This is a genomic window from Nitrospinota bacterium (assembly GCA_016208975.1).
Taxonomy (GTDB): Bacteria; Nitrospinota_A; UBA7883; order UBA7883; family JACRLM01; genus JACQXA01.
Map to the genome: position 1 here is coordinate 1,119,094 of JACQXA010000004.1, position 18,829 is coordinate 1,137,922.

Genomic DNA, 18,829 nt, shown 5'->3' on the forward strand with positions numbered 1-18,829 from the left:
TTGATTAATTTAATAACCTTGTCATTTCTGCCATTCGTCCACTTCCATGTCCAGGTCGCCTTCGTCGTGGATGAATTTGCGAAGCTTGGCGCGCAGGCGCATCACGGCCTTGGTGTGCAACTGCGACACGCGGGACTCGGTGATGCCCAGCACCTCGCCGATTTCCTTCATGGTCAGCTCTTCGTAATAATACAGCGACACCAGCAGGCGCTCTTTCTCGGGTAGCATGTCTATGCTTTTGGCGATTATCGTGCGCACCTCTTCCAGCCGGGCCAGCGTCTCCGGGTCTGTGGCTTTGGTGCCGGCCAGCACTTCCATGATGTCCCGTTTTTCGCCGTCTTTGTCCACCCCGCCCAGGTCTTCCACGGACAATATGGCCTGCCCCGCGGCCTGGTGCAGAAGGTCGTAAAACTCCTCCATGGAAACGCCCATGGACTGGGCAACCTCGTCGTCCTCCGCCGGGCGGCCCAGCGACTGCTCCAGCTTGGCGTAAGCGGAGGAAAGGTTGGTGGCTTTTTGCCGGACAGAGCGCGGAACCCAGTCCTGCGAGCGAAGTTCGTCCAGCATGGCGCCGCGGATGCGGATCTCCGCGTAGGTTTTAAACTGGGTTTCCTTGTCCGGGTTGAATTTCTCTATGGCGTCTATCAGGCCTATGACGCCGGAGCTTATAAGGTCGTCCAGCTCCACATGCGGGGGCAAGCGCACAGCAAGCCTGTGGGCTATGTATTTTATAAGGGGCGAGTATTCCAGGATCAGCCTGTCCGCCTCCGGTGTGCCCAGCTTTACTCCGCCGGAAGGTATCTCGGAGTAAAAGTTTTTCTTCATTCCGTCCCGCAAACCTGCATGAATAGATTTAAACAATTATAATTTCAATAATATCCGCTGTAAAGGCTTGAAACCGTTTAAAACCGGCAATTTCGGTGTGACTAACGCTGGAAGAATGGCCAGGATTTATTCCTTTTCATCCTCCTTATCGCCAAATTCCCCGGTGGGGGTGGTTACAGGCCCTTCGTAAATGGCCGCCGCCAAAACTTTCCCTATGATGAAAAGGGCCGCCCCGGCCATCGCGCTTTTAATCAGCGACCCTGTGATTGTGGAGCCGTAGTATAGCGAAACAAACCCGGCCACGCCAAATCCCGCCACTCCCAAAGCCGCCGGGAAGCGCCAGCCGAAATCTTTCATAGCGTCCGCCGTTTCCTGTTTGCCCCTTTATTTTATTTTCAAGCGTGCAGGGCCAGCAACTGGTCCCAACCCATTTCCATGGGAGCCGATGTCTCCACGAACGTCCGCGCGATCCTGCGGATGCACTCCGAGGCTTTGCAGGAGGGGAACTGTTCGGTGAACAGCCTTTGTTCCCTCACCGACCGCAAAACCATCTCGTCGCTCATGATATACCCCATCAGGTCTATCTGGATGTTCAGGTTGAACCTGTCGGCCACCTGCTCCAGCCGGTTGTGGACGATGTCCGCGTCGCGCCGCCCGGCCACGCTGTTCACCACCAGGCGGAACTTGCGCTGGTCGTAATCGCGGGAGAGCACTTTCATCAGGGCGTAAGCGTCGGCGAAAGCCGTGGGCTCTGTGTTGGTTATAACCGCCACTTCCTTGGCGGAGGAGCAGAAGTACATAACGTTGTGGGATATGCCAGCGCCGATGTCGAACAGGATGTAATCGAACTGGCTTGAAAGCGCCTCCAGCTCGGTTTTCAGTGTTAGCATCTCCTCGCCGTTAAGTTCGGAATATTTCCTGTGACCAGAACCCGCCGGTAACACCGCCATGCCTCCCGGGCCGCGCATAAGCGCCTCTTCCATGGTTCTCTCGCCGGAAATGACGTGTTGCAGGTTATACCTGGGGGCCAGCCCCAGCAGGATGTGCACATTGCCCAACCCCATGTCCGCGTCGAACACCAAGGTGCGTTTGCCCATTACTCCCAAGGTATAGGCCAGGTTCGCCACAAAATTGGTTTTGCCCACGCCACCTTTTCCGGAGGCCACCGCCAGGCCCCTAAGCCTGCCTAACCCTATTGCGGGCGCTGTATTTGCGGCTCCGCCGCTTTTTACGAACCGCCTCAAACCTGCCGCCTGATCCATTTTCCGCTCTCCTATATACTCTAGGTCACCTTACGGTAACTGTTTACTACCCTGCGAATATGCCGTTAATCAGCCTCTTGGCCGTTGCTTCTTCTATGTCCTCGGGCACGCGCTGGCCCGTGGTGAAATACGATATGGGCAACCCGGTGCGCACATGCTGGTTGAACACGGTTCCCAGCTGGCCCGCTTCGTCCAGTTTTGTGAAGATAAGGCCAGACACCGGCAAGGCCGAGAAATTCCTGATGGCCTCGCTGTTCTGTTTCTCCGAAGCCCCGGCGGATAAAACCAGCCGGGCGTCCACCGCCGGATTCATGTCATAAAACTTTTTCAATTCGTCTATCTGCTCCAAATCCCTTTGAGACCTGCCTGCGGTGTCTATCAGCACCACGTCCATGGAGCTGTACATATGCAAAGTCCGGCCCAAATCCTGGGGCGTCAAAATTACTTCAAGGGGTATGTTGAGGATTTTCGCGTAAATCTTCAACTGCTCCACCGCGGCGATCCTGAAAGTGTCTATGGTGGCAAGACCAACCTTGGCACCTTCCATGGTCAGCCGGGCGGCTATCTTTGCGACGGTGGTTGTTTTTCCCACACCGGTGGGCCCTACTAACGAAACAACCCTGGGCGATCCGCCACCATTGCCGGGACCGTTTATCCACCCGCCCAATATAAGCGTGTCTTTCATCCTGTTGGCGGTGACCGAAAGAAGGGTCTTCAAATCCGGTTCGCCATGCCCTTCGGATTTCTCCCGGATCTCGTCCAGCAGGGCCAGCGCATATTCTGACGCCACACCCCGGTCTTTCATTATCCTCAGCAGGGAAAGGTAACTTCTGCCTAACCCCTGTTCCTTTTCCACTTCCGCCTGATCCATGAGATAGGAGATCATGGATTTAAGCTCCCGCACATCGTCTTCTATCCGTTCGGCGGTCTTTTCGGGGGTTTCCTCTTTTGCGGAGATTTTCGAAAGGTTTCTCCGGATATCGTCTATCCCCTCCAACAGCGGCTCCATAACGGCCACGGTGGTCTCTATCATGTTTTTTGTTTCCGCCACCGGGTCTTGTGCGCGGTATCTGCCTTGGCGGACGGGTTTATGTGGCGCCTCCTCGGCGGGCTGTTGGGCCAGGGCCGCAGTAACCTCGATAACGGGCCTTCCGAACAGGCCAAAAGCCGACGACCCTTTTTTCACCGTGCGGGTGGAAAGGATCACCGCGTTGGGCCCCAGGTCGTTCTTTATCAACTTGAGGGCCTCGCCCATGTCCACCGCTTCGTATCGTTTAACCTGCATCATGATTTATCAGACCTTTATCACCATCAGGTTCTGGAGCTTCACGTCCATCGAAATCTCGTTGTGGGACAACACCGCCAGATTGGATATGAACCGTTCCGTCATCCGTTTCATGTGGAGCCTGGCGCCGGGGCCCGTGAGCAGTACCGGCGAGGCGCCCATCATGTCGAACTTGTTTATGTTCTCCCGTATGGCGTCTATTATCTTTTGGGCCATTCGCGGATCCAGCGCCAGGTAAGAGCCATGTTCGGTGACTTTTATGGACTTCACAACCGCCTCTTCCACCTGGGGGTCCAGCGTCATCACATATAAAGAGCCATCCGCCTGTTTCAAAGAGCGGCATATCTGCCTTCCCAGCGACGCCCGAACGTACTCGGTGAGCACATCGGTGTCCTTTGTCATGGATGCGAAATCCGCCAGTGTCTCCAGTATCGTGTGCAGGTCGCGCACGGATACCTGCTCGCGCAGGAGGTTCTGGAGCACTTTCTGGGTCTGGCCCAGCGAAAGCTGGCCGGGTATAAGCTCCTCCACCACTTTCGGATGGGTTTCCTTGAAGGTGTCTATCAGCCCCTGCGTTTCCTGCCTGCCCAACAGCTCGTAAGAGTGCTGGCGGATAAGCTCTTTTATGTGCGTGGTGATAACGGTGGCCGTATCCACCACGGTGTAACCGGCTATGCGGGCGCGCTCACGGTTGGCCTCGGCGACCCACAGGGCGGGCAGGCCGAAGGTGGGGTCGCGAGTCTCTATCCCAGGCACTTTCTGCACGCCCGTGCCCGGATCTATGGCCAGGAAATGGTTCATCCACAACTCACCCCGGGCCACTTCCACACCCTTTATAAGAATGGAATACTCGTTGGACTTGAGCTGTAAATTGTCGCGGATATGCATTGGGGGCACTATGATGCCCATCTCCAGCGCAAATTGGCGGCGCAGGGATTTTATCCGTTCCAGCAGTTCGCCATCCTGGGCCTGATCCACCAGCGGAATAAGTTCGTAACCTATCTCCAGCTCCAGCGTGTCCAACGGCAGAAGGGCTTCCACTTTCTCCGGCGTGGGAGCCGCGGCGGCTTTTTCCGCTTCCGATACCTCATGCTCCTTGGCGGAGGCCTCGGCCTGGTATAGGATGTAAGACAGCGCGCCAGCCCCGGCGCCCAGCACCATGAAGGACAGGGTGGGCATGCCGGGCACCAAAGCCATGAACGTAAGGAACCCGGCGGCGATGCCGTAAACCCGGTGGTTCACCAGCAACTGGTCGGTTAATTCTTTACCAAGGTTGGAGGATCCGATAGCGCGGGTCACTATGATGCCCGACGCCGTGGATATGAGCAACGTGGGTAGCTGGGCCACCAGACCATCACCGATGGTGAGGATGGTGTAAACCCCCGCCGCCTCGGCCACGGGCATGTCCTGCTGGAGCACGCCAATGGCGAAACCGGCCACTATGTTCACAACGGCTATGATGATACCGGCCACGGCGTCGCCGCGCACGAACTTCAGCGCGCCGTCCATGGCCCCGTAGAAACTCGCTTCTTCTTCCAGGTTCTTGCGCCTGGTCCTGGCCTCGATTTCGGTGATGAGCCCTGCGTTCAAATCGGCGTCTATGCTCATCTGTTTGCCAGGCATGGCGTCCAGGGTGAACCTGGCCGCCACTTCCGAGGTGCGGGTGGCGCCCTGGGTGATAACCTTGTAATTGATGATCACCAATATTACGAACACCACGGTTCCCACCACATAGTTGCCCCCCACCACAAACTGGCCGAAAGCCTCGATGACCCGTCCGGCCGCGTCGGAGCCTTCACTGCCGTGAAGCAATATCCGCCGGGTGGTGGCCACGTTCAGCGACAACCGGTAAATGGTGGTGATAAGCAACAGTGAAGGGAACACCGCCAGTTCCAGCGGGCTCCGTATATAAAGGGTGACTAACAGGATAACTATCGAGATGGTGATGGACATGGATAACAAAATGTCCAGCAAAACGGCCGGCAAAGGTATCACCATTACCGTAAGTATGCCGATCACAAGGATTGCAAGCCCTATGTCCGCGTACTTTGAAACCCCTTCAAGCCTAATGGGGGCCGCTATCGCCATTTTCCCTTTTATCCCTTTAAATCGTCAAAACATTGGCGCCAAAACGTCAACGCGCCGCCGCGTCAAAACCATGACGCTTGCTTAATTTCGTTCCGGGTTACCATCAAATCCGTTGCACTTATTTGTATTGCATGGCCTTATTCTTTAACCGGTACACATACGCCAGTATTTCGGCCACCGCCTTATATAGCGATTCGGGGACCGCGTCCCCTACCTCTACACTCTTAAACAATGTCCGTGCCAATGGCTTGTCCTCCATGATGGGAATGTTGTTTTCCTTGGCTATCTCCCGGATTTTCAGGGCAAGGAATCCGGAGCCTTTGGCCACAACCATCGGGGCCACGTCGTTGAACCGGTCATACTTGAGGGCGATGGAAAGATGGGTGGGATTGGTGATGATAACTTCCGCCTTGGGCACTTGGGCCATCATCCGGGAGCGGAACATCTCGAACTGTTTCTGACGGATGCGCTGTTTTATCCTAGGGTCGCCTTCCATGTCCTTGCGCTCGTCTATGACTTCCTGTTTGGTCATCTTGAGGTTATCGGTGTAACGGTATTTCTGGTAATAAAGGTCTATCCCAGCCAGAATTCCCATAACGGCCAGCACTTTTATCACCAGCCAGAATGTCTCATCGCCTATCATCTGGAGGATCTGCTCCACGGGCATTTCCATCAGGGCCGGAGCCGCCTGCCATTGGCCGGATAGGGACAGATAGACCGTAAGACCGATAACAAAAAGCTTGGCCAGCGATTTGCCCAGGTTCATGAGCCCGTCCATGCTCATAAACCTTCCCCAGCCGGTTATGGGGTTTAGCTTTTCGAATTTGGGCATTATCGGCTCCCAGCTGAAGAGCCACCCGTCGTTCTGCCAATAGTTGACGGCTATACCCATAAGGGCTATAACCCCAAGCACCGGCCCCATTATGAAAAACAGTTTCTCCAGCGTGATGGCCAGAAGTTGCTGGGATGAATCCTCGGTGAGTGGGTAGGAGGCCGCGGCTGTGAAATATTCACGCCACAGGGCCATGATGTCTTCCAGGAACTTCATGCCGAATATGCTGAAGAACACCAGCCCCGAAAGAAGGACAAGGACGGTGTTGATGTCCATGCTCTTGGCCACCTGTCCCTTCTCCCGGGTCTTGGTGATTCGCCGCTCGGTAGGTTGCTCTGTTTTTGACTCTTTATCCTCAGCCATCCCCTAAGCGCTCCTTATAGCATGGCCGTGAACAGCGCGGGCATCCGGGCTATCATCCCGGCGAACATTTTTTCCAGGTAAATGCTGAACGCGGGCATGGTGAAAACAATGGTGAGCAACCCTATGGTGATGGTGAAAGGGAAGCCCACGGCGAAGATGTTCAGCTGGGGCACTGTGCGCGCCATAAGCCCCATGGCCGCCTGCTGGATCAGCAGGGTCACGGTGACTGGGGCGGCTATCTGCGCCGAGGCCACGAACACCGCTTTCATACCGTCTATCATTATTTCCGCCACGCCCTGCCCGCCGTGGAACCCGCCCAAGGGTAATATGGCGAAACTGTCGGCCATCCCGCTCAATATGTAATGGTGGGCGTTGAGCGACAGGAACAGCAACATGGTGGTGATGTTTAGAAGCTGGGTGGTAACGGATACCTGGGCGCCGGTGGCGGGATCCACCACGTTAACTATGCCGAACCCCACCTGGAAATCTATAAAACTGCCCGCCAGCTGGATGGCCGACAGGATAAGGTTTATAAAAAAAGCCGTGGCCATGCCTATCATGGCCTCACCGGCCACCATCAGGATAAGAACCAGCGAGTCGTCTTCCATATTCACCGGGCCGGCGTCCACAAACGGGAATATAACCCCCGCCATGAGGGCCGAAAGGGCCACTTTCACCCTGGATGGGACACCGGCGCCGCCGATTACCGGCATGAAGGCCACCATGGCCGAAACGCGGGTGAATATCAGGAGGTACGCCTCGAAAAGCTCCAGCCTTAAAGGGAACAGATCGGGCATGGCCCCGTCACCGTATGTATTCGGGGATGTTTATGATGATGTTGGCGGTGAAACTTACCATTAGCTCTATCATCCACGGAAAGAAGATGAGGATGGAGGCCATCACCGCCAGTATTTTGGGGATGAAGGTGAGGGTCATCTCCTGGATGGAGGTCACCGCCTGGAACATGGACACTATCACGCCTATCACAAGGCCGAACCCCAGCATCGGCGCGGCGATTATCAGCGACACCTTCAACGCCTCCGCCGAGAAGCTGACCACGAAATCCGGCGTTATCATTTTCCAGCTCCCTTATATCGTGAAACTTTTCATCAGCGACCCGGCGATGAGATACCAGCCGTCCACCAGCACAAAGAGCATCAGCTTGAACGGCATGGAGATCATCACCGGCGGCAACATCATCATGCCCATGGACATGAGCACCGAGGCTATCACCATGTCCAGCACAAGGAATGGTATGTAAATAAGAAACCCTATGGTGAACGAGGTGCGCATCTCGGAAATGATGAACGCCGGGATAACCACGTATGTGGGCACGTCTTCAATGGTTTGGGGCGCCTCCAGCCGGGCCATCTCCACGAACAGCGCCAGGTCCTTTTCACGGGTCTGGTTCAGCATGAACTCCCGCATGGGCTCCACCGCTTTTTCGTAAGCCACTTCCGGCGCTATCTTCTCCTGCGAAAGGGGGAGGAACGCGTCGTTATACACCTTGGAGAAAACCGGTTGCATGATGAAGATGGTCATGAATATGGCCAGCCCGGCTATCACCTGGTTTGGCGGGGCGGTCTGGGTGCCCAGCGCCTGCCGGAGGAAATGCATCACCACGATTATCCGCACAAACGAGGTCATGGTGATGAATATGGACGGCGCCACGGAAAGCACCGTGAGCAGGATCATTATCTTAAGCCCGGTGGCTATCTGGCCCGCGTTCTCCGTCTCGCCCATGGAGATGTTCAGCGTGGGCAAGCCGCCCCCCTGGGCATGGGCCGTGGCGGTGAACACCGCTACCCCCAGCATGGCCAGAAGGGCTATTTTCAGATAACCGGCTTTTATGTTCATGGCGTTACGCTATGCCCAGGTTTCCGTTCTTGGCGCGGATGGCGGAAGTTACCCGCTTCAAAAGCTCTTCCCTGCCAGCGCCGGGGGATGAGAAAGATACCTCGTCCCGCACTTCTATCTTGGGGGCGGGTTTGGGCGCGGTCATGGGCGCCTTTTCCCTTAGCCCGGCCAGGTTCCCGGCGAATGTCAGCGGGTCGCTATCGTCCAGCAGGGCGGGGGGCACCGGCGCTGAGGCCCGCACCCTTCCGATCCGCAAAGCGTCCAGCGCCTTCTTCAACGCTCCGGATTTATTCTGTGACGTAAAATCGCCAAAGTCGGCGGTGGCGTAACCTGCGCCGGAAGAGGGCTGGCCGGGGCCGCCAAGCCTGCGAAGCCTGTCGGCGTTATCCTGGTTGTCCACATGTGTGAGCATGGTGATGTTGTCCCCGGCGATGCCCAGGATTATCACCTCGCCAGCCACGTCCACCACGGCTATCTGTTTCTTCATGCCGATGGAGCCAGTGGCCAGCACTTTCACCACGTTGCCGCCGCCGAACACGCCGTTTATCTTGCCCATGTACTTTTTAGCCAGCCACGACAGGGCGAACACCAGGCTCAACACCAGCGCCAGCGAACCAACCATTTTCAGCGCCATCATCTGCATGCTGGGCGCTTCGGGCGCCTTGGGGGCTTCGTAGGCAATCAGTTTCCTGGCGCCGCCTTTGGAGGCTTCATCGGGAGCCTTTTCAGTGGTAGCGGCATGGACCGGTTTGGCCAGAAAACTGAATGTCCGCTCACCGTCCGCCGGGGCCGTTTTGCTCTCTTCTTTGGGGGTCTCGGCGGCAAGCGCGGGCAGATCCACCTGCGGCTTGGCCTGTTCGGACTCTGTAGGCTCTTCCACGGCAACGGTTTTAACAGGCGCCGGTTTTTCTGGCGCGGGTTTCTCTATACTGCGTTCCTTCGCCTCGGCCTTCGGATCTGGCTGGGATTTGCCCACGCTCTTGTTAAGGGACAGTATCATGGCCTTGCCAGCGGTGGATCCGCCCCAGGTATCGGCGAAACTCCGGGAATCTTCAGAGGTGAAGAGCCTTACCCGCACCGTGGTAGGGTTTATCTGGTTGGCGGTGGCGTAAGCCAGGCCGCCGTCGTTCAGCTTGAACTCCCGCCTGGCCGGGGTAATGAAAGCCCCTTCGATGTCCATCTGGATGGACTTTTTATAGAACACGGGGCGGGGCCTTTTATTCCACTCCCGGGCGAACTTCAGGTTTACGTTGGCGGAGCCATCCTCATGCTCTATCTCAATACTCTCAAGCCTGTTGAGCTTGCCCGAATCCCACGCCGAATGGGCGGGCCGGGCCCAGGTTAAAACCCCCATGGCGGCCATCGCCAGAATCAAAAACTTTTTCACTTTCCTTCTCCGTCGCTTTATTGGCGGACTGTCGTGGATTTGACGCTATTTGCGCGTATTTACCACTCGGAGATAGGTAAGAGCAAAGGGTATGCCAGCGCGAAAAGCGCCGGGGGTTTGACGGGAAAAGGATTAACTGGAGGCGTTCGATGAAAAATATCGGGTGATAATCAACCCAGCGTTTCTATCCTCTCCTGCGGGCTCAACACTTCGGTGATGCGGATGCCGAACTTCTCGTTCACCACCACCACCTCGGCCTTGGCCACGGCTTTGTTGTTCACCAGCACGTCCAAAGGCTCGCCCACCAACTTGGTAAGCTCAATTACAGAGCCCTGGCCCAGCTGAAGCAGGTCGTTTATAAGCATCTTTGTATGGCCCAGCTCCACGGTAACCTGAAGCTGGATGTCCAGAATCCGTTTAAGCTCCGAGGCGTGCCCGGTAGCGGGCGCAGGGGCATGTGCCACCGGGGCTGGAGCTGGTGGCGCTTCCATCACCGGTGTCGCGGCCGCCACGGGCTTGCCTGTGGCCGCGTCGCGCAACATCTCTTTTTGTTTCTGCAGGTCTTCAGACGCCGCCGCCCACAGATCCTCATCGCTCTCTGTGCCGATTTCAGAATCCCCCATCCCAGACCTCCGTTTTTATTAAAATCCCGGTTACGCAGATTCCAGCGTGGGGATTTCCTGTTTCTTGCCGCTACCGGCCCTGGGAAGCAGTTTTGCCACCCTCACGGCCCTGTTCCCTTTCACCACGCCCGGAAAGCCTTTGAATTTTGTTATCCCCTCCACCCGGATATCTATCTCGTCATCAACGTCGGTGTCCAACGTTATCACGTCGCCGGCCTTCATTTCCAGATACTCCCTGCTGGTTATCTGGGTAACGCCCAGCTCAACCCGCACGTCCACGAAGGCTTCGGACAACCTGTCACGCAATCTGCGGATCCAGGCCTGGTCCACCTCCAGCTGGTCACTCTGGAACCCTGCGCGCAGTTTGGCTATTATCGGCTCTATGGTGGAGTAGGGGAGGCAAACAGTCATGGTGCCGTTTATCTGGTCCAGCTCCACCTCGAACATTATCACCACAACCACGTCGGTGGGGGGCACTATCGCGGCGAATTGCGGGTTCACCTCGGACCGCACAAAGCTCATCTTAACGCCATGTACCGGTTTCCAGGCAGACTCTAGGTCCTCCAAAACCATGTGTACGACTTTTTTGATCATCCTCTGCTCGATGGTGGTGAAATCCCGGCCTTCGATTTTCATCTTGGCTTCACCGGCTCCGCCGAAGAATGTGTCCACCAGCGCGAACACCAGCTTGGACTCCACCACAAGCAAGGCAAATCCCCTCAACGGGTCTATCTTGAATATGTGGAGAGACGCGGGCACTGGGAGTGATTTTATGAACTCGCCAAACTTCACCGTGTCGGTGGATACCGCCGAAATGTCCAGCACCTTGCGGAGCGCCGAAGAAAGCGAGTTGCGGAACAGACGCGAAAACCGTTGATTTATAATGTCCAGCGTCGGCATCCTGCCACGGATGATACGCTCCTGGCTGGTAAGGTCGTAAGGGACTATCCCCGAGTCATCGGCGACATATTCAACCTCGGTCTCAATTTCGCCGTCGGTAACGCCGCGTAATAGCGCGTCAACTTCTTCTTGGGATAATACCTGGCTCATGGTATGAAGATTGCGTAACCCTTTATTTCACTGTTATTGTACCACGAACTCTACGAAGAAAAGCTCCTTGGCCACGCCCGTGGTCAAGGTCTGGTTTATCCGTTTTACAAGTTCAAGTTTCAGCTCGTATTTGCCTTCCACTGTAAGGATTTCAGAGGGTTCTTTGCTGGAAAGAACGGTGATTATGGCGTCTTTAATCTGCGGCGCCCGGTTGGTTACCTCATCTTTTACCGCCACGGAAGAAACCTGTATAACCAGCACAACTTTTAAATACCGGCTCTCCTCACCGGCAAGATTAACGATGAAAGGCGGCAGTTCCACCACCTCGCCAATGGATCCTTGCTCTTTACCTGCCTCACCCTTTCCTTCTTTGCCCTCGCCGCCTTCTTCAGCCTTTTTCCCGGCTAAAAAGAAATATGCCGCGCCGCCACCACCGGCCAACAGCAACACAAGAACCACGGCGATGATTATAAACAGACCTTTCTTGCTCTTACCTTCCGGAGCCGCCTCATCGGCCATAGTTCAATCCTCCAAGTTCCATTCGTATCAACGCCACCGGAGCCCGCCAAACCGGCGCTACCCATTCGAATATATCGCAAACCTGCGGCGTTGCGTATTTAACCATTTTCCCAAGTGAGCAACTTTGATACCAAAATCTGAGCCCCGCTCCGCGTCAGTTTATTGACGCAACAACCTTCACTATATATGCAAAACGGTCTTTCCAACACCTCTCCGCGTTACGATACCCCACAGCGGGCAAAGCATGGCTATTTTCAAACCGCCTTGGTGTTTCATTATCGGATTTATTTTAAGTTTCTGTAATAGTTTTCCTGATTTATCAATTAAATCCGGCATGGTTTAATTGATAGAGCCTTGCCGAATTTACCAGTGGCATTGCTAATTTATGATAAAATTTGCCCAACATTCCATTTTCGACAGGGGGAGCCATGGCCGGGACATTTACGCACTGGATGGTTGTTGAGGAAGCGCTAAAGAAAATATCGGCTACTGGCCTTCAACCATCTCTCACCGACTACAAAGATTTCGTTTTGCTCGGCGCAGTAAGCCCGGACTTGCCTTACCTTACAGACGCATTGCCTAACGCTGTCGCCAAAATGCACAACTGGGCCGACCGGATGCATTACGAGAAAATAGACGGCTTTATTTTCACCGGCTTCAACAAGCTTTCAGAATTGTTCAAACCTGGCTCCGAAAATTACAATGTGGCAATGGCCTGGCTATTCGGTTATGTGGCGCATGTCATCACGGACGTGGTGGTTCACCCCGTTGTGAACGCAATAGTAGGCCCATATATTTTCAATTCCACCGAACACCGCGTGTGTGAGATGACACAGGATGTGCTGGTATTCGCCGAAATCAATGGCGGAAAGGATCTAAGCAAAGAGGGATATCATCTTTTCATCCGAAATTGTTCGCGAGCCCCAAAGGACAATCCGTATATGAACGCCAACCAAATAAGACCGGCTATAAAAACCTTGTGGAGCGCCATTCTTAAAGAAAACCATCTTGAGGATGGAGAAAAAAACGCCAAAAGATTGCCAAAGTATTTAACCTCCATTAATCCGGATACATGGTTTGAGAACTACAGGAATGGCATAGGAACGGCCCAAACTCCCAACTTTGTGACACGGCATCTGCTAAGCGCCGCCAACTTGGCCTATCCACTTTTGAGCAAAATGGGGGCCGCCGAAAGGAAAAAATATTACGATGTGGTCAGTATGCCCAAAGGACATAAACCCGAAAAGTTTTTTGATGTGGTTTTCACCGAAGCGGTTGATGAAGTGAAAAACGCATGGGAGAAAATTTACGCTGACCTTTCCGGGGCCAAACCGGGGGATAAAATGAAAGCCGGCGCTTATATAAGAAACTGGAACCTGGACCTGGGCGTGGATATGAACGACGCCTATATGTGGTAAGCATCCGTTAGCGTCCACGGCGCCGCGTTTAATAACGGCGAGGCGTTTATTTACACGCCGGGGCCGCTTTTATATTTCTCCATTTTCCTGTAAAGCTTGGGGCGGCTGATGCCCAATATCTTCGAGGCTTTGGAGATGTTGCCGTTTACCGCGTCCAGCACATAAAGGATGTGTTCCCGCTCTATTTCAGAAAGGCTCAAAAGGTGCCGGTTCTTGCTGGTTTTCGATTTTTTCTCGAAAGACAGCGGCAGGTCTTTCATCTGGATGACGTTCTTTGGCGCAAGGCTTGTGGCCCGTTCCAGCACGTTGGCCAGTTCCCGCACGTTGCCCGGCCAGTTATATTCCATCAGCGCCTCCAGCGCTTTTTTGGATATCCTTTTGGCGTGGGCGGGCCCGATGCGGTTGCTGGACATTATGTGGGAGGAAAGCTCCGGAATGTCGTCTTTCCTTTCCCTTAAGGCCGGAACGTTAAGGGTGAAAGTGGAAATCTTGTAATACAAGTCCTCGCGGAACTTGCCCCGTTTGGCCAGGGTAAGCAGGTTGTCGGTGGTGGCGAATATCAGCCTTGTGTCCGCCGGGATCTCGGAAGCCCCGCCCAGCCTTCTAAACTCGCCGGTGTCCAGGTAGTGCAGTATTTTCACCTGCATGGCCGGGCTCAACTGTTCCACCTCGTCCAGAAACACCGCGCCGCCATCGGCGATTTCCAGTAGCCCCCGTTTGCGGGCGCCTCCGGCTCCGATATAAGCGTCCGCCTCGTGGCCGAACAGCTCCACCTCCAGCATCCCCTCGGGCAGGACGCCGCAGTTTATCGCCACGAACGGGGCGTCTTTCCTGGGGGAGTTTTTCAGCAGGGTAAGGGCGGCCACCTCTTTGCCGGAGCCGGTTTCACCCACTATGAGCGTGGGCTCGGACAGCGACGCAAGCCGGGTTATCTGCTCCCGCAATGTCTGCATTGCCTTGGAGGAGCCTATTAACTGCTGATCGGCCGCCCGGCGTTTTATTTCCTCGCGGAGACGCACGTTCTGCTCTTTCAGCATCTTCTTCTCATACGCCTTGCGGATGATTATTTCCAGTTCGAACAGTTTGCAGGGTTTGGCCAGGTAGTCGTATGCGCCAAGCTTCATGGCCTCTATGGCCGAATCTATGGTGGCCTGGCCTGTAAGTATTATGGCTTCAAGTTCCGGCTGGACCGATTTCAACTCACGTAAAAGCTCGATGCCGGAAATGCCGGGCATCCGGATGTCCAGCACCCCCACGTCGAACCGGCGTGACTTGGCCGCTTTTAACGCATCCTCTCCAGAAGCGCAACCGGCCACCTCAAACTCGCTGTGATCGAACCTGCGCACCAGAAGCTCCCGGAAAGCCTCTTCATCGTCCACTACTAACAGGTGTATCTTGCGTGTGCTCATCTGGGGGGTCAGCCTTTCCAATGCTCATTGTTCGAGTGTATTTCCAGCGGCAAAATCACATGGAAGCTTGCCCCCTTGCCCGGTTCGCTTTCCACGCTTATCTTGCCTTTCAACCTGTCCACCAGCTGTTGGCATATGGCCAACCCTAATCCCGTTCCACGGCCCACCGGTTTGGTGGTGAAGAACGGATTGAAGATTTTATCCAGGTTCTCCGGGGGTATGCCGCTTCCGGTGTCTTCGATGACCAAATGGAAATTCTCCCCGTCAAACGACGTGGTGGTGATTATCTCCCCCCGGTCTTCAATGGCGTCCACCCCGTTGTTGTAGATGTTCAGCAGGACCTGCTCCACCATGTTCAAGTCCGTCCGGATGGGTGGCAGGTTCCCACCCAGGTTGTTCACCAGCGCCACATGCTTGTCCTCGGTCTTGTGCTTGGCCAGCCCCTGGGTGGCCAGCGCCGCCTGGTTTATATCCACCACGCTTACGAATATCTCCTGTTTCCTGGCGAAATTCAGCAGGGACCTTGTGATGTCCAGGCAACGCTCCGCCTGCGAGGTGATCATGGCCAGCACGCCCATAACCGTGTCCTGCCCCACCCGGGCCACGCCTGACAGCTTCAATTTGTCCATCAGGTCTTCGGCGTACCCGGAGATGATGGCGATGGGGTTGTTTATCTCGTGGGCCACGCCCGAGGCCAGTTCGCCGATAGCGGCCATTTTGCTGGCCTGCAAAAGCTCGTCCTGTGCGTGGGCCAGCTCCATGGTGCGTTTCTTCACCATCTCCTCCAGGCTTTCGTTGTACTCCTTCAGCTTGGCTTCCAGCTTGAGCCTGTGGGTGATGTCGCGGATGATTAAGTGGATAACCTCGCCAGCCTGGGTGCTTATGACGTTGGCGGTGATGTCGCAATAAAGCTCCGCTCCGGCCCTGTTCTTCATGGGAACCCCCTCCAGCCGCCCGGCGGCGCCCAGCAGGGCGGTGTTTAGCCGCTCGGTAAGGCCGGGACCCAGAAGGAAGTTTAAATCTTTGCCCGTCAGCTCTTCCTTGGGGTAGCCGGTGTAATCGCATGTCCGGCTGTTGCTCTCTATTATTTTCCCCTCGGCCATGTCCACCACCAGTATGGCGTCTCCGGCGTTCTCCATGAAAGACCGGTATTTGCGCTCCGACAGGCTCAGGTTCCGGGTGCGCTCCTCCACCGTGCGCTCCAACTGCTCGTTGAAACGCTGGATCTGCTCGAACAGCAGGATGTTGGCGAAGGCCAGCGCCGCCTGGTTTGTGATGAGGTTCAGCACCCGTTCGTTGTCTTTGGAGAAGGCGCCAATGTCCGGGTGGGACATGTTCACAACCCCCACCACGTCGTCTTTCCCCTTTATGGGAAGACACAACAGCGATTTGATGGAGGAGGAAACGGCCGTGCCACCCATCTCCAGAAACCGGGCGCTTTCGCTTACGTCTTTAATCAGCAGGGAGGTGCCATGCTTGGCCACCCACCCGGCCACGCCTTCGCCCAGCGGCATGCTACTGGCCCGGGGATCGCCCGGATCGAAATAACGCACCTCATGGTCCCGCTGGCCCCGAACCGCCGTAAGCTGGATGAACCGGCGCTCCGGATCCACCACCCAAAGGGAGCAGTTCTCGGCCATGGTCTCGTCTATGATTATGTCCACTATCTCCACGCATACGCGGCGCTTGTCCAGGTTCCACCGGATGGAGTCCCCGATCCGCTTGATGATGGAGAACTCGTTGACCTTCTCCCTGAAAGCCGCGTTGGAGTCCGCCAGGGCCTTGGCGTAAGTGTCCCGCTCTTTTCTCAGCTCTTCGAGCTGGCTATACAAATCTTCAGCGCCGTTCATTTCTTGTCGCTCGCGAACGATTCGATCATTTCCCGGCTCTTTTCGGTTTCTTCCAGGACAAAGGCTAAATCCTCTTCATTGATGTCCGCAATCGAGAGGGCGTTGGGATCTAGAGCCACCTGGGCGTCATCTCCGCCAGAGCCTATCCCCAACTTGCGGCATAAATGGTCGGCTATGTGGACGATGGCGGAGGTCACCTTGCAAACATCATCGTCCTCGCAGTCCGATGGTTTGTGATGGCATCTGATGGCCGAAATCACAGGTGAAGGGAATAGCCACTTCCGGGCCAGATAATATCCGGCCTCGGCATGGTCCATCTCAAAAACCCGCTCTTCAATGTCGCGCACCCATGCTTTTTCGGCCTTGGCCGTTTCAACCACCCGGGCATATTCTTCATTGAAATAATTATCGAAAACCACTTTCCCCAAGTCGTGCAACAGGCCGGAAAGGAAAACGGTTTCAGCGTCCACCCCGCTCCTGAATTTGCGCCTGTCCAGCAATTTGCGGGAGATGGTGGCCACGCCTATGCAATGGGTCCAAAAACCGGTCCGGTCAAACGCCGAGCGTTTCCCACCGGCGGAACTATGGAAAATGGATACCCCCAGCGCCATTGTCTGCACCGTTTTATAGCCTAATATCACAACCGCGTGGGAGATGGAGGAAACCTGCCTCATGTGGCCGTAAAACGCTGAATTTACAAGCCTGAGAATAACGGAGCTGATGGATTGGTCTTTGGAGATCACTTCCGCCAGGTCGTTGGAGGTGGAGGTGGGATCCTCCACAAGCTCGATGATCCGCACAATGGTGGAGGGCAGGGTGGGCAAGTCTTGCACACGCTGAATCAGTATGCGCCGTTTTTCCTTGTCCAAATCTGTTTTGTCCATGGCAAAAACAAGCCCTGCGCTTATAAAACCAGTTAAAATTAAACCGCCGTTTCTGAATAGAAATGCGTGATGACCACCACAGAATATAATGGGATGATACATTGTGTTTTATTTGGACACAATAACAAAAATGGACATTGTGTATGTTTGCGTTGCGAAAAAGGGGGTATTCCCGTTTCTGAGGGAACAAGTTGTGACAAATGTCCTATCAATGTGGAATTACGGGCGCGTATAAAATCCATCTGTAAGGGGCCATGGTGACGGATATTAATTGGGCTTGAAAGGCGGTTTTTACGATGCTGGATGATGTTGTTAACACCCTGAAGAGGCCGGTGCTTCCCAAGGAACACGGTATGTGGGTGGCTCTTTTAGCCCCACTTATCGCCGGGGTGTTCGCTGTTCGCCCTGAAGACGGGTTAAAACCGTTAGCGGCCATATTACTAGGTTTATCAGTAATTTCTGGGGCTTTCGCCCTGGAACCCATAAAACTCGTTGTTAAATCCGGCGCAGGGGTGGGCAAACGCCGGATTTACTTTTGGGCGGCGGTATATACCTTCCTTGCGCTGGCATTTATTGCGCCACTGGTGTTTTTCTATGACCGGGCCGGGCTTGTATGGTTTGCCATTCCCGCAGTGGTCCTGGGTGGAATAAAGATGTGGGCGGGTTTGGCCAGATCTTTACGGACCTTGATGGTAGAGCTATTAGGCGTGGCCGGCCTGGCCCTGTCCGCCCCCGCCGCAAGTTATACCCAAACCGGCCGGTTGACGGGCGAGCCGGTCATGCTGTTCATCCTGATGACCGTCTGGTTTTCAGACCGGGTGTTCACCGCCCGCGGGATCCTGGATCTGATGCGTTCCAATGGCCCAACGCCTCCGCAAGAGAAACGGATTGAAACAAACCGGCGCCAGTTATACATCCATACCGCCAGTTTATCCCTGGCGGCGTTGACGGTGGTTTTCTCCGGCGGGCTGGCGCCCTGGACCTCCTTTTTGCCTTTCCTGCTTGCCACCATAAAATTCCGGCGGGACGTGAGAAACCCCACCCTTCCCGATGGCCCTATGGCGGTGGGATACGCCGAGATGCGGCTAAGCTCCCTTTTCACTGTCATGATGGCCGCCGCGTTCTGGTGGAAAGGGTCATTTTAATTTCGTGTGGCGCCCGGTAAATGGGCGGGCTT

Annotated in this window: 18 protein-coding genes; 2 read left to right on the forward strand and 16 right to left on the reverse strand. The window is 55.2% G+C overall.

Going from position 1 to position 18,829, the window contains the following annotated elements:
• Window positions 1–21: 21 nt before the first annotated feature.
• From HY751_09105 to HY751_09165, 13 genes are all read right to left on the reverse strand, one after another.
• The gene (locus HY751_09105; GenBank protein MBI4666551.1) at window positions 22–825 is read right to left on the reverse strand and encodes a FliA/WhiG family RNA polymerase sigma factor; all 804 of its coding nucleotides are present in this window, start codon (window positions 823–825) and stop codon (window positions 22–24) included.
• 126 nt (window positions 826–951) lie between these two features.
• Window positions 952–1,182: a hypothetical protein gene (locus HY751_09110; protein ID MBI4666552.1), complete on the reverse strand. Its 231-nt coding sequence runs from the start codon at window positions 1,180–1,182 to the stop codon at window positions 952–954.
• A gap of 38 nt (window positions 1,183–1,220) precedes the next feature.
• On the reverse strand, window positions 1,221–2,087 hold the full coding sequence (locus tag HY751_09115; protein MBI4666553.1) for a MinD/ParA family protein: 867 nt from the start codon (window positions 2,085–2,087) through the stop codon (window positions 1,221–1,223).
• Between the two features lie 46 nt (window positions 2,088–2,133).
• The gene (gene flhF, locus HY751_09120; GenBank protein ID MBI4666554.1) at window positions 2,134–3,375 is read right to left on the reverse strand and encodes a flagellar biosynthesis protein FlhF; all 1,242 of its coding nucleotides are present in this window, start codon (window positions 3,373–3,375) and stop codon (window positions 2,134–2,136) included.
• Between the two features lie 6 nt (window positions 3,376–3,381).
• Window positions 3,382–5,460 carry a flagellar biosynthesis protein FlhA gene (flhA, locus tag HY751_09125; protein MBI4666555.1) on the reverse strand — a complete coding sequence of 693 codons (2,079 nt, stop codon included), beginning with the start codon at window positions 5,458–5,460 and terminating at the stop codon, window positions 3,382–3,384.
• Between the two features lie 118 nt (window positions 5,461–5,578).
• Window positions 5,579–6,655, reverse strand: coding sequence for a flagellar biosynthesis protein FlhB (gene flhB / locus HY751_09130; protein MBI4666556.1), 1,077 nt, complete (start codon window positions 6,653–6,655; stop codon window positions 5,579–5,581).
• Between the two features lie 14 nt (window positions 6,656–6,669).
• On the reverse strand, window positions 6,670–7,452 hold the full coding sequence (fliR, locus tag HY751_09135) for a flagellar biosynthetic protein FliR (protein ID MBI4666557.1): 783 nt from the start codon (window positions 7,450–7,452) through the stop codon (window positions 6,670–6,672).
• A gap of 7 nt (window positions 7,453–7,459) precedes the next feature.
• On the reverse strand, window positions 7,460–7,729 hold the full coding sequence (fliQ, locus tag HY751_09140; GenBank protein MBI4666558.1) for a flagellar biosynthesis protein FliQ: 270 nt from the start codon (window positions 7,727–7,729) through the stop codon (window positions 7,460–7,462).
• A gap of 15 nt (window positions 7,730–7,744) precedes the next feature.
• On the reverse strand, window positions 7,745–8,512 hold the full coding sequence (gene fliP, locus HY751_09145) for a flagellar type III secretion system pore protein FliP (GenBank protein MBI4666559.1): 768 nt from the start codon (window positions 8,510–8,512) through the stop codon (window positions 7,745–7,747).
• A 4-nt stretch (window positions 8,513–8,516) separates the two neighbouring features.
• Window positions 8,517–9,899, reverse strand: a complete 1,383-nt coding sequence (locus HY751_09150; GenBank protein MBI4666560.1) for a flagellar biosynthetic protein FliO — start codon at window positions 9,897–9,899, stop codon at window positions 8,517–8,519.
• A 170-nt stretch (window positions 9,900–10,069) separates the two neighbouring features.
• A complete protein-coding gene (gene fliN, locus HY751_09155) occupies window positions 10,070–10,441 on the reverse strand; it encodes a flagellar motor switch protein FliN (GenBank protein MBI4666561.1) in 372 nt (123 codons plus the stop codon).
• Between the two features lie 111 nt (window positions 10,442–10,552).
• Window positions 10,553–11,572 (reverse strand): flagellar motor switch protein FliM, encoded by a 1,020-nt coding sequence (fliM, locus tag HY751_09160; GenBank protein ID MBI4666562.1) that lies wholly within the window; start codon window positions 11,570–11,572, stop codon window positions 10,553–10,555.
• 33 nt (window positions 11,573–11,605) lie between these two features.
• Window positions 11,606–12,091 (reverse strand): flagellar basal body-associated FliL family protein, encoded by a 486-nt coding sequence (locus tag HY751_09165; protein ID MBI4666563.1) that lies wholly within the window; start codon window positions 12,089–12,091, stop codon window positions 11,606–11,608.
• Window positions 12,092–12,519: 428 nt separating this feature from the next.
• On the opposite strand from HY751_09165, the gene HY751_09170 reads away from it, so the two are divergent.
• Window positions 12,520–13,509 carry a zinc dependent phospholipase C family protein gene (locus tag HY751_09170; protein ID MBI4666564.1) on the forward strand — a complete coding sequence of 330 codons (990 nt, stop codon included), beginning with the start codon at window positions 12,520–12,522 and terminating at the stop codon, window positions 13,507–13,509.
• 50 nt (window positions 13,510–13,559) lie between these two features.
• Here the strand turns inward: HY751_09170 and HY751_09175 are convergent, their stop codons facing one another.
• From HY751_09175 to HY751_09185, 3 genes are read right to left on the reverse strand one after another with little or no spacing between them, the layout of a single operon-like run.
• Window positions 13,560–14,918 carry a sigma-54-dependent Fis family transcriptional regulator gene (locus HY751_09175; protein ID MBI4666565.1) on the reverse strand — a complete coding sequence of 453 codons (1,359 nt, stop codon included), beginning with the start codon at window positions 14,916–14,918 and terminating at the stop codon, window positions 13,560–13,562.
• An 8-nt stretch (window positions 14,919–14,926) separates the two neighbouring features.
• Window positions 14,927–16,768, reverse strand: a complete 1,842-nt coding sequence (locus HY751_09180) for a PAS domain S-box protein (protein MBI4666566.1) — start codon at window positions 16,766–16,768, stop codon at window positions 14,927–14,929.
• Window positions 16,765–17,652: an HDOD domain-containing protein gene (locus tag HY751_09185; protein MBI4666567.1), complete on the reverse strand. Its 888-nt coding sequence runs from the start codon at window positions 17,650–17,652 to the stop codon at window positions 16,765–16,767. The genes HY751_09180 and HY751_09185 overlap by 4 nt, the downstream gene beginning before the upstream one ends.
• Before the next feature lie 296 nt (window positions 17,653–17,948).
• On the opposite strand from HY751_09185, the gene HY751_09190 reads away from it, so the two are divergent.
• Complete coding sequence (locus HY751_09190; GenBank protein ID MBI4666568.1) at window positions 17,949–18,797, forward strand: YwiC-like family protein; 849 nt, start codon at window positions 17,949–17,951, stop codon at window positions 18,795–18,797.
• The last annotated feature ends 32 nt before the right edge of the window (window positions 18,798–18,829 follow it).

Coding starts and splice junctions, on each gene's coding strand:
- HY751_09170 (MBI4666564.1), top strand. CDS start 12,520: ATGGCCGGGACATTTACGCACTGGATGGTTGTTGAGGAAGCGCTAAAG.
- HY751_09185 (MBI4666567.1), bottom strand. CDS start 17,652: ATGGACAAAACAGATTTGGACAAGGAAAAACGGCGCATACTGATTCAG.
- HY751_09165 (MBI4666563.1), bottom strand. CDS start 12,091: ATGGCCGATGAGGCGGCTCCGGAAGGTAAGAGCAAGAAAGGTCTGTTT.
- HY751_09105 (MBI4666551.1), bottom strand. CDS start 825: ATGAAGAAAAACTTTTACTCCGAGATACCTTCCGGCGGAGTAAAGCTG.
- flhF (MBI4666554.1), bottom strand. CDS start 3,375: ATGATGCAGGTTAAACGATACGAAGCGGTGGACATGGGCGAGGCCCTC.
- fliP (MBI4666559.1), bottom strand. CDS start 8,512: ATGAACATAAAAGCCGGTTATCTGAAAATAGCCCTTCTGGCCATGCTG.
- HY751_09190 (MBI4666568.1), top strand. CDS start 17,949: ATGCTGGATGATGTTGTTAACACCCTGAAGAGGCCGGTGCTTCCCAAG.
- flhB (MBI4666556.1), bottom strand. CDS start 6,655: ATGGCTGAGGATAAAGAGTCAAAAACAGAGCAACCTACCGAGCGGCGA.
- fliN (MBI4666561.1), bottom strand. CDS start 10,441: ATGTTGCGCGACGCGGCCACAGGCAAGCCCGTGGCGGCCGCGACACCG.
- HY751_09115 (MBI4666553.1), bottom strand. CDS start 2,087: ATGGATCAGGCGGCAGGTTTGAGGCGGTTCGTAAAAAGCGGCGGAGCC.
- fliR (MBI4666557.1), bottom strand. CDS start 7,452: ATGCCCGATCTGTTCCCTTTAAGGCTGGAGCTTTTCGAGGCGTACCTC.
- flhA (MBI4666555.1), bottom strand. CDS start 5,460: ATGGCGATAGCGGCCCCCATTAGGCTTGAAGGGGTTTCAAAGTACGCG.
- HY751_09175 (MBI4666565.1), bottom strand. CDS start 14,918: ATGAGCACACGCAAGATACACCTGTTAGTAGTGGACGATGAAGAGGCT.
- fliM (MBI4666562.1), bottom strand. CDS start 11,572: ATGAGCCAGGTATTATCCCAAGAAGAAGTTGACGCGCTATTACGCGGC.
- HY751_09180 (MBI4666566.1), bottom strand. CDS start 16,768: ATGAACGGCGCTGAAGATTTGTATAGCCAGCTCGAAGAGCTGAGAAAA.
- HY751_09110 (MBI4666552.1), bottom strand. CDS start 1,182: ATGAAAGATTTCGGCTGGCGCTTCCCGGCGGCTTTGGGAGTGGCGGGA.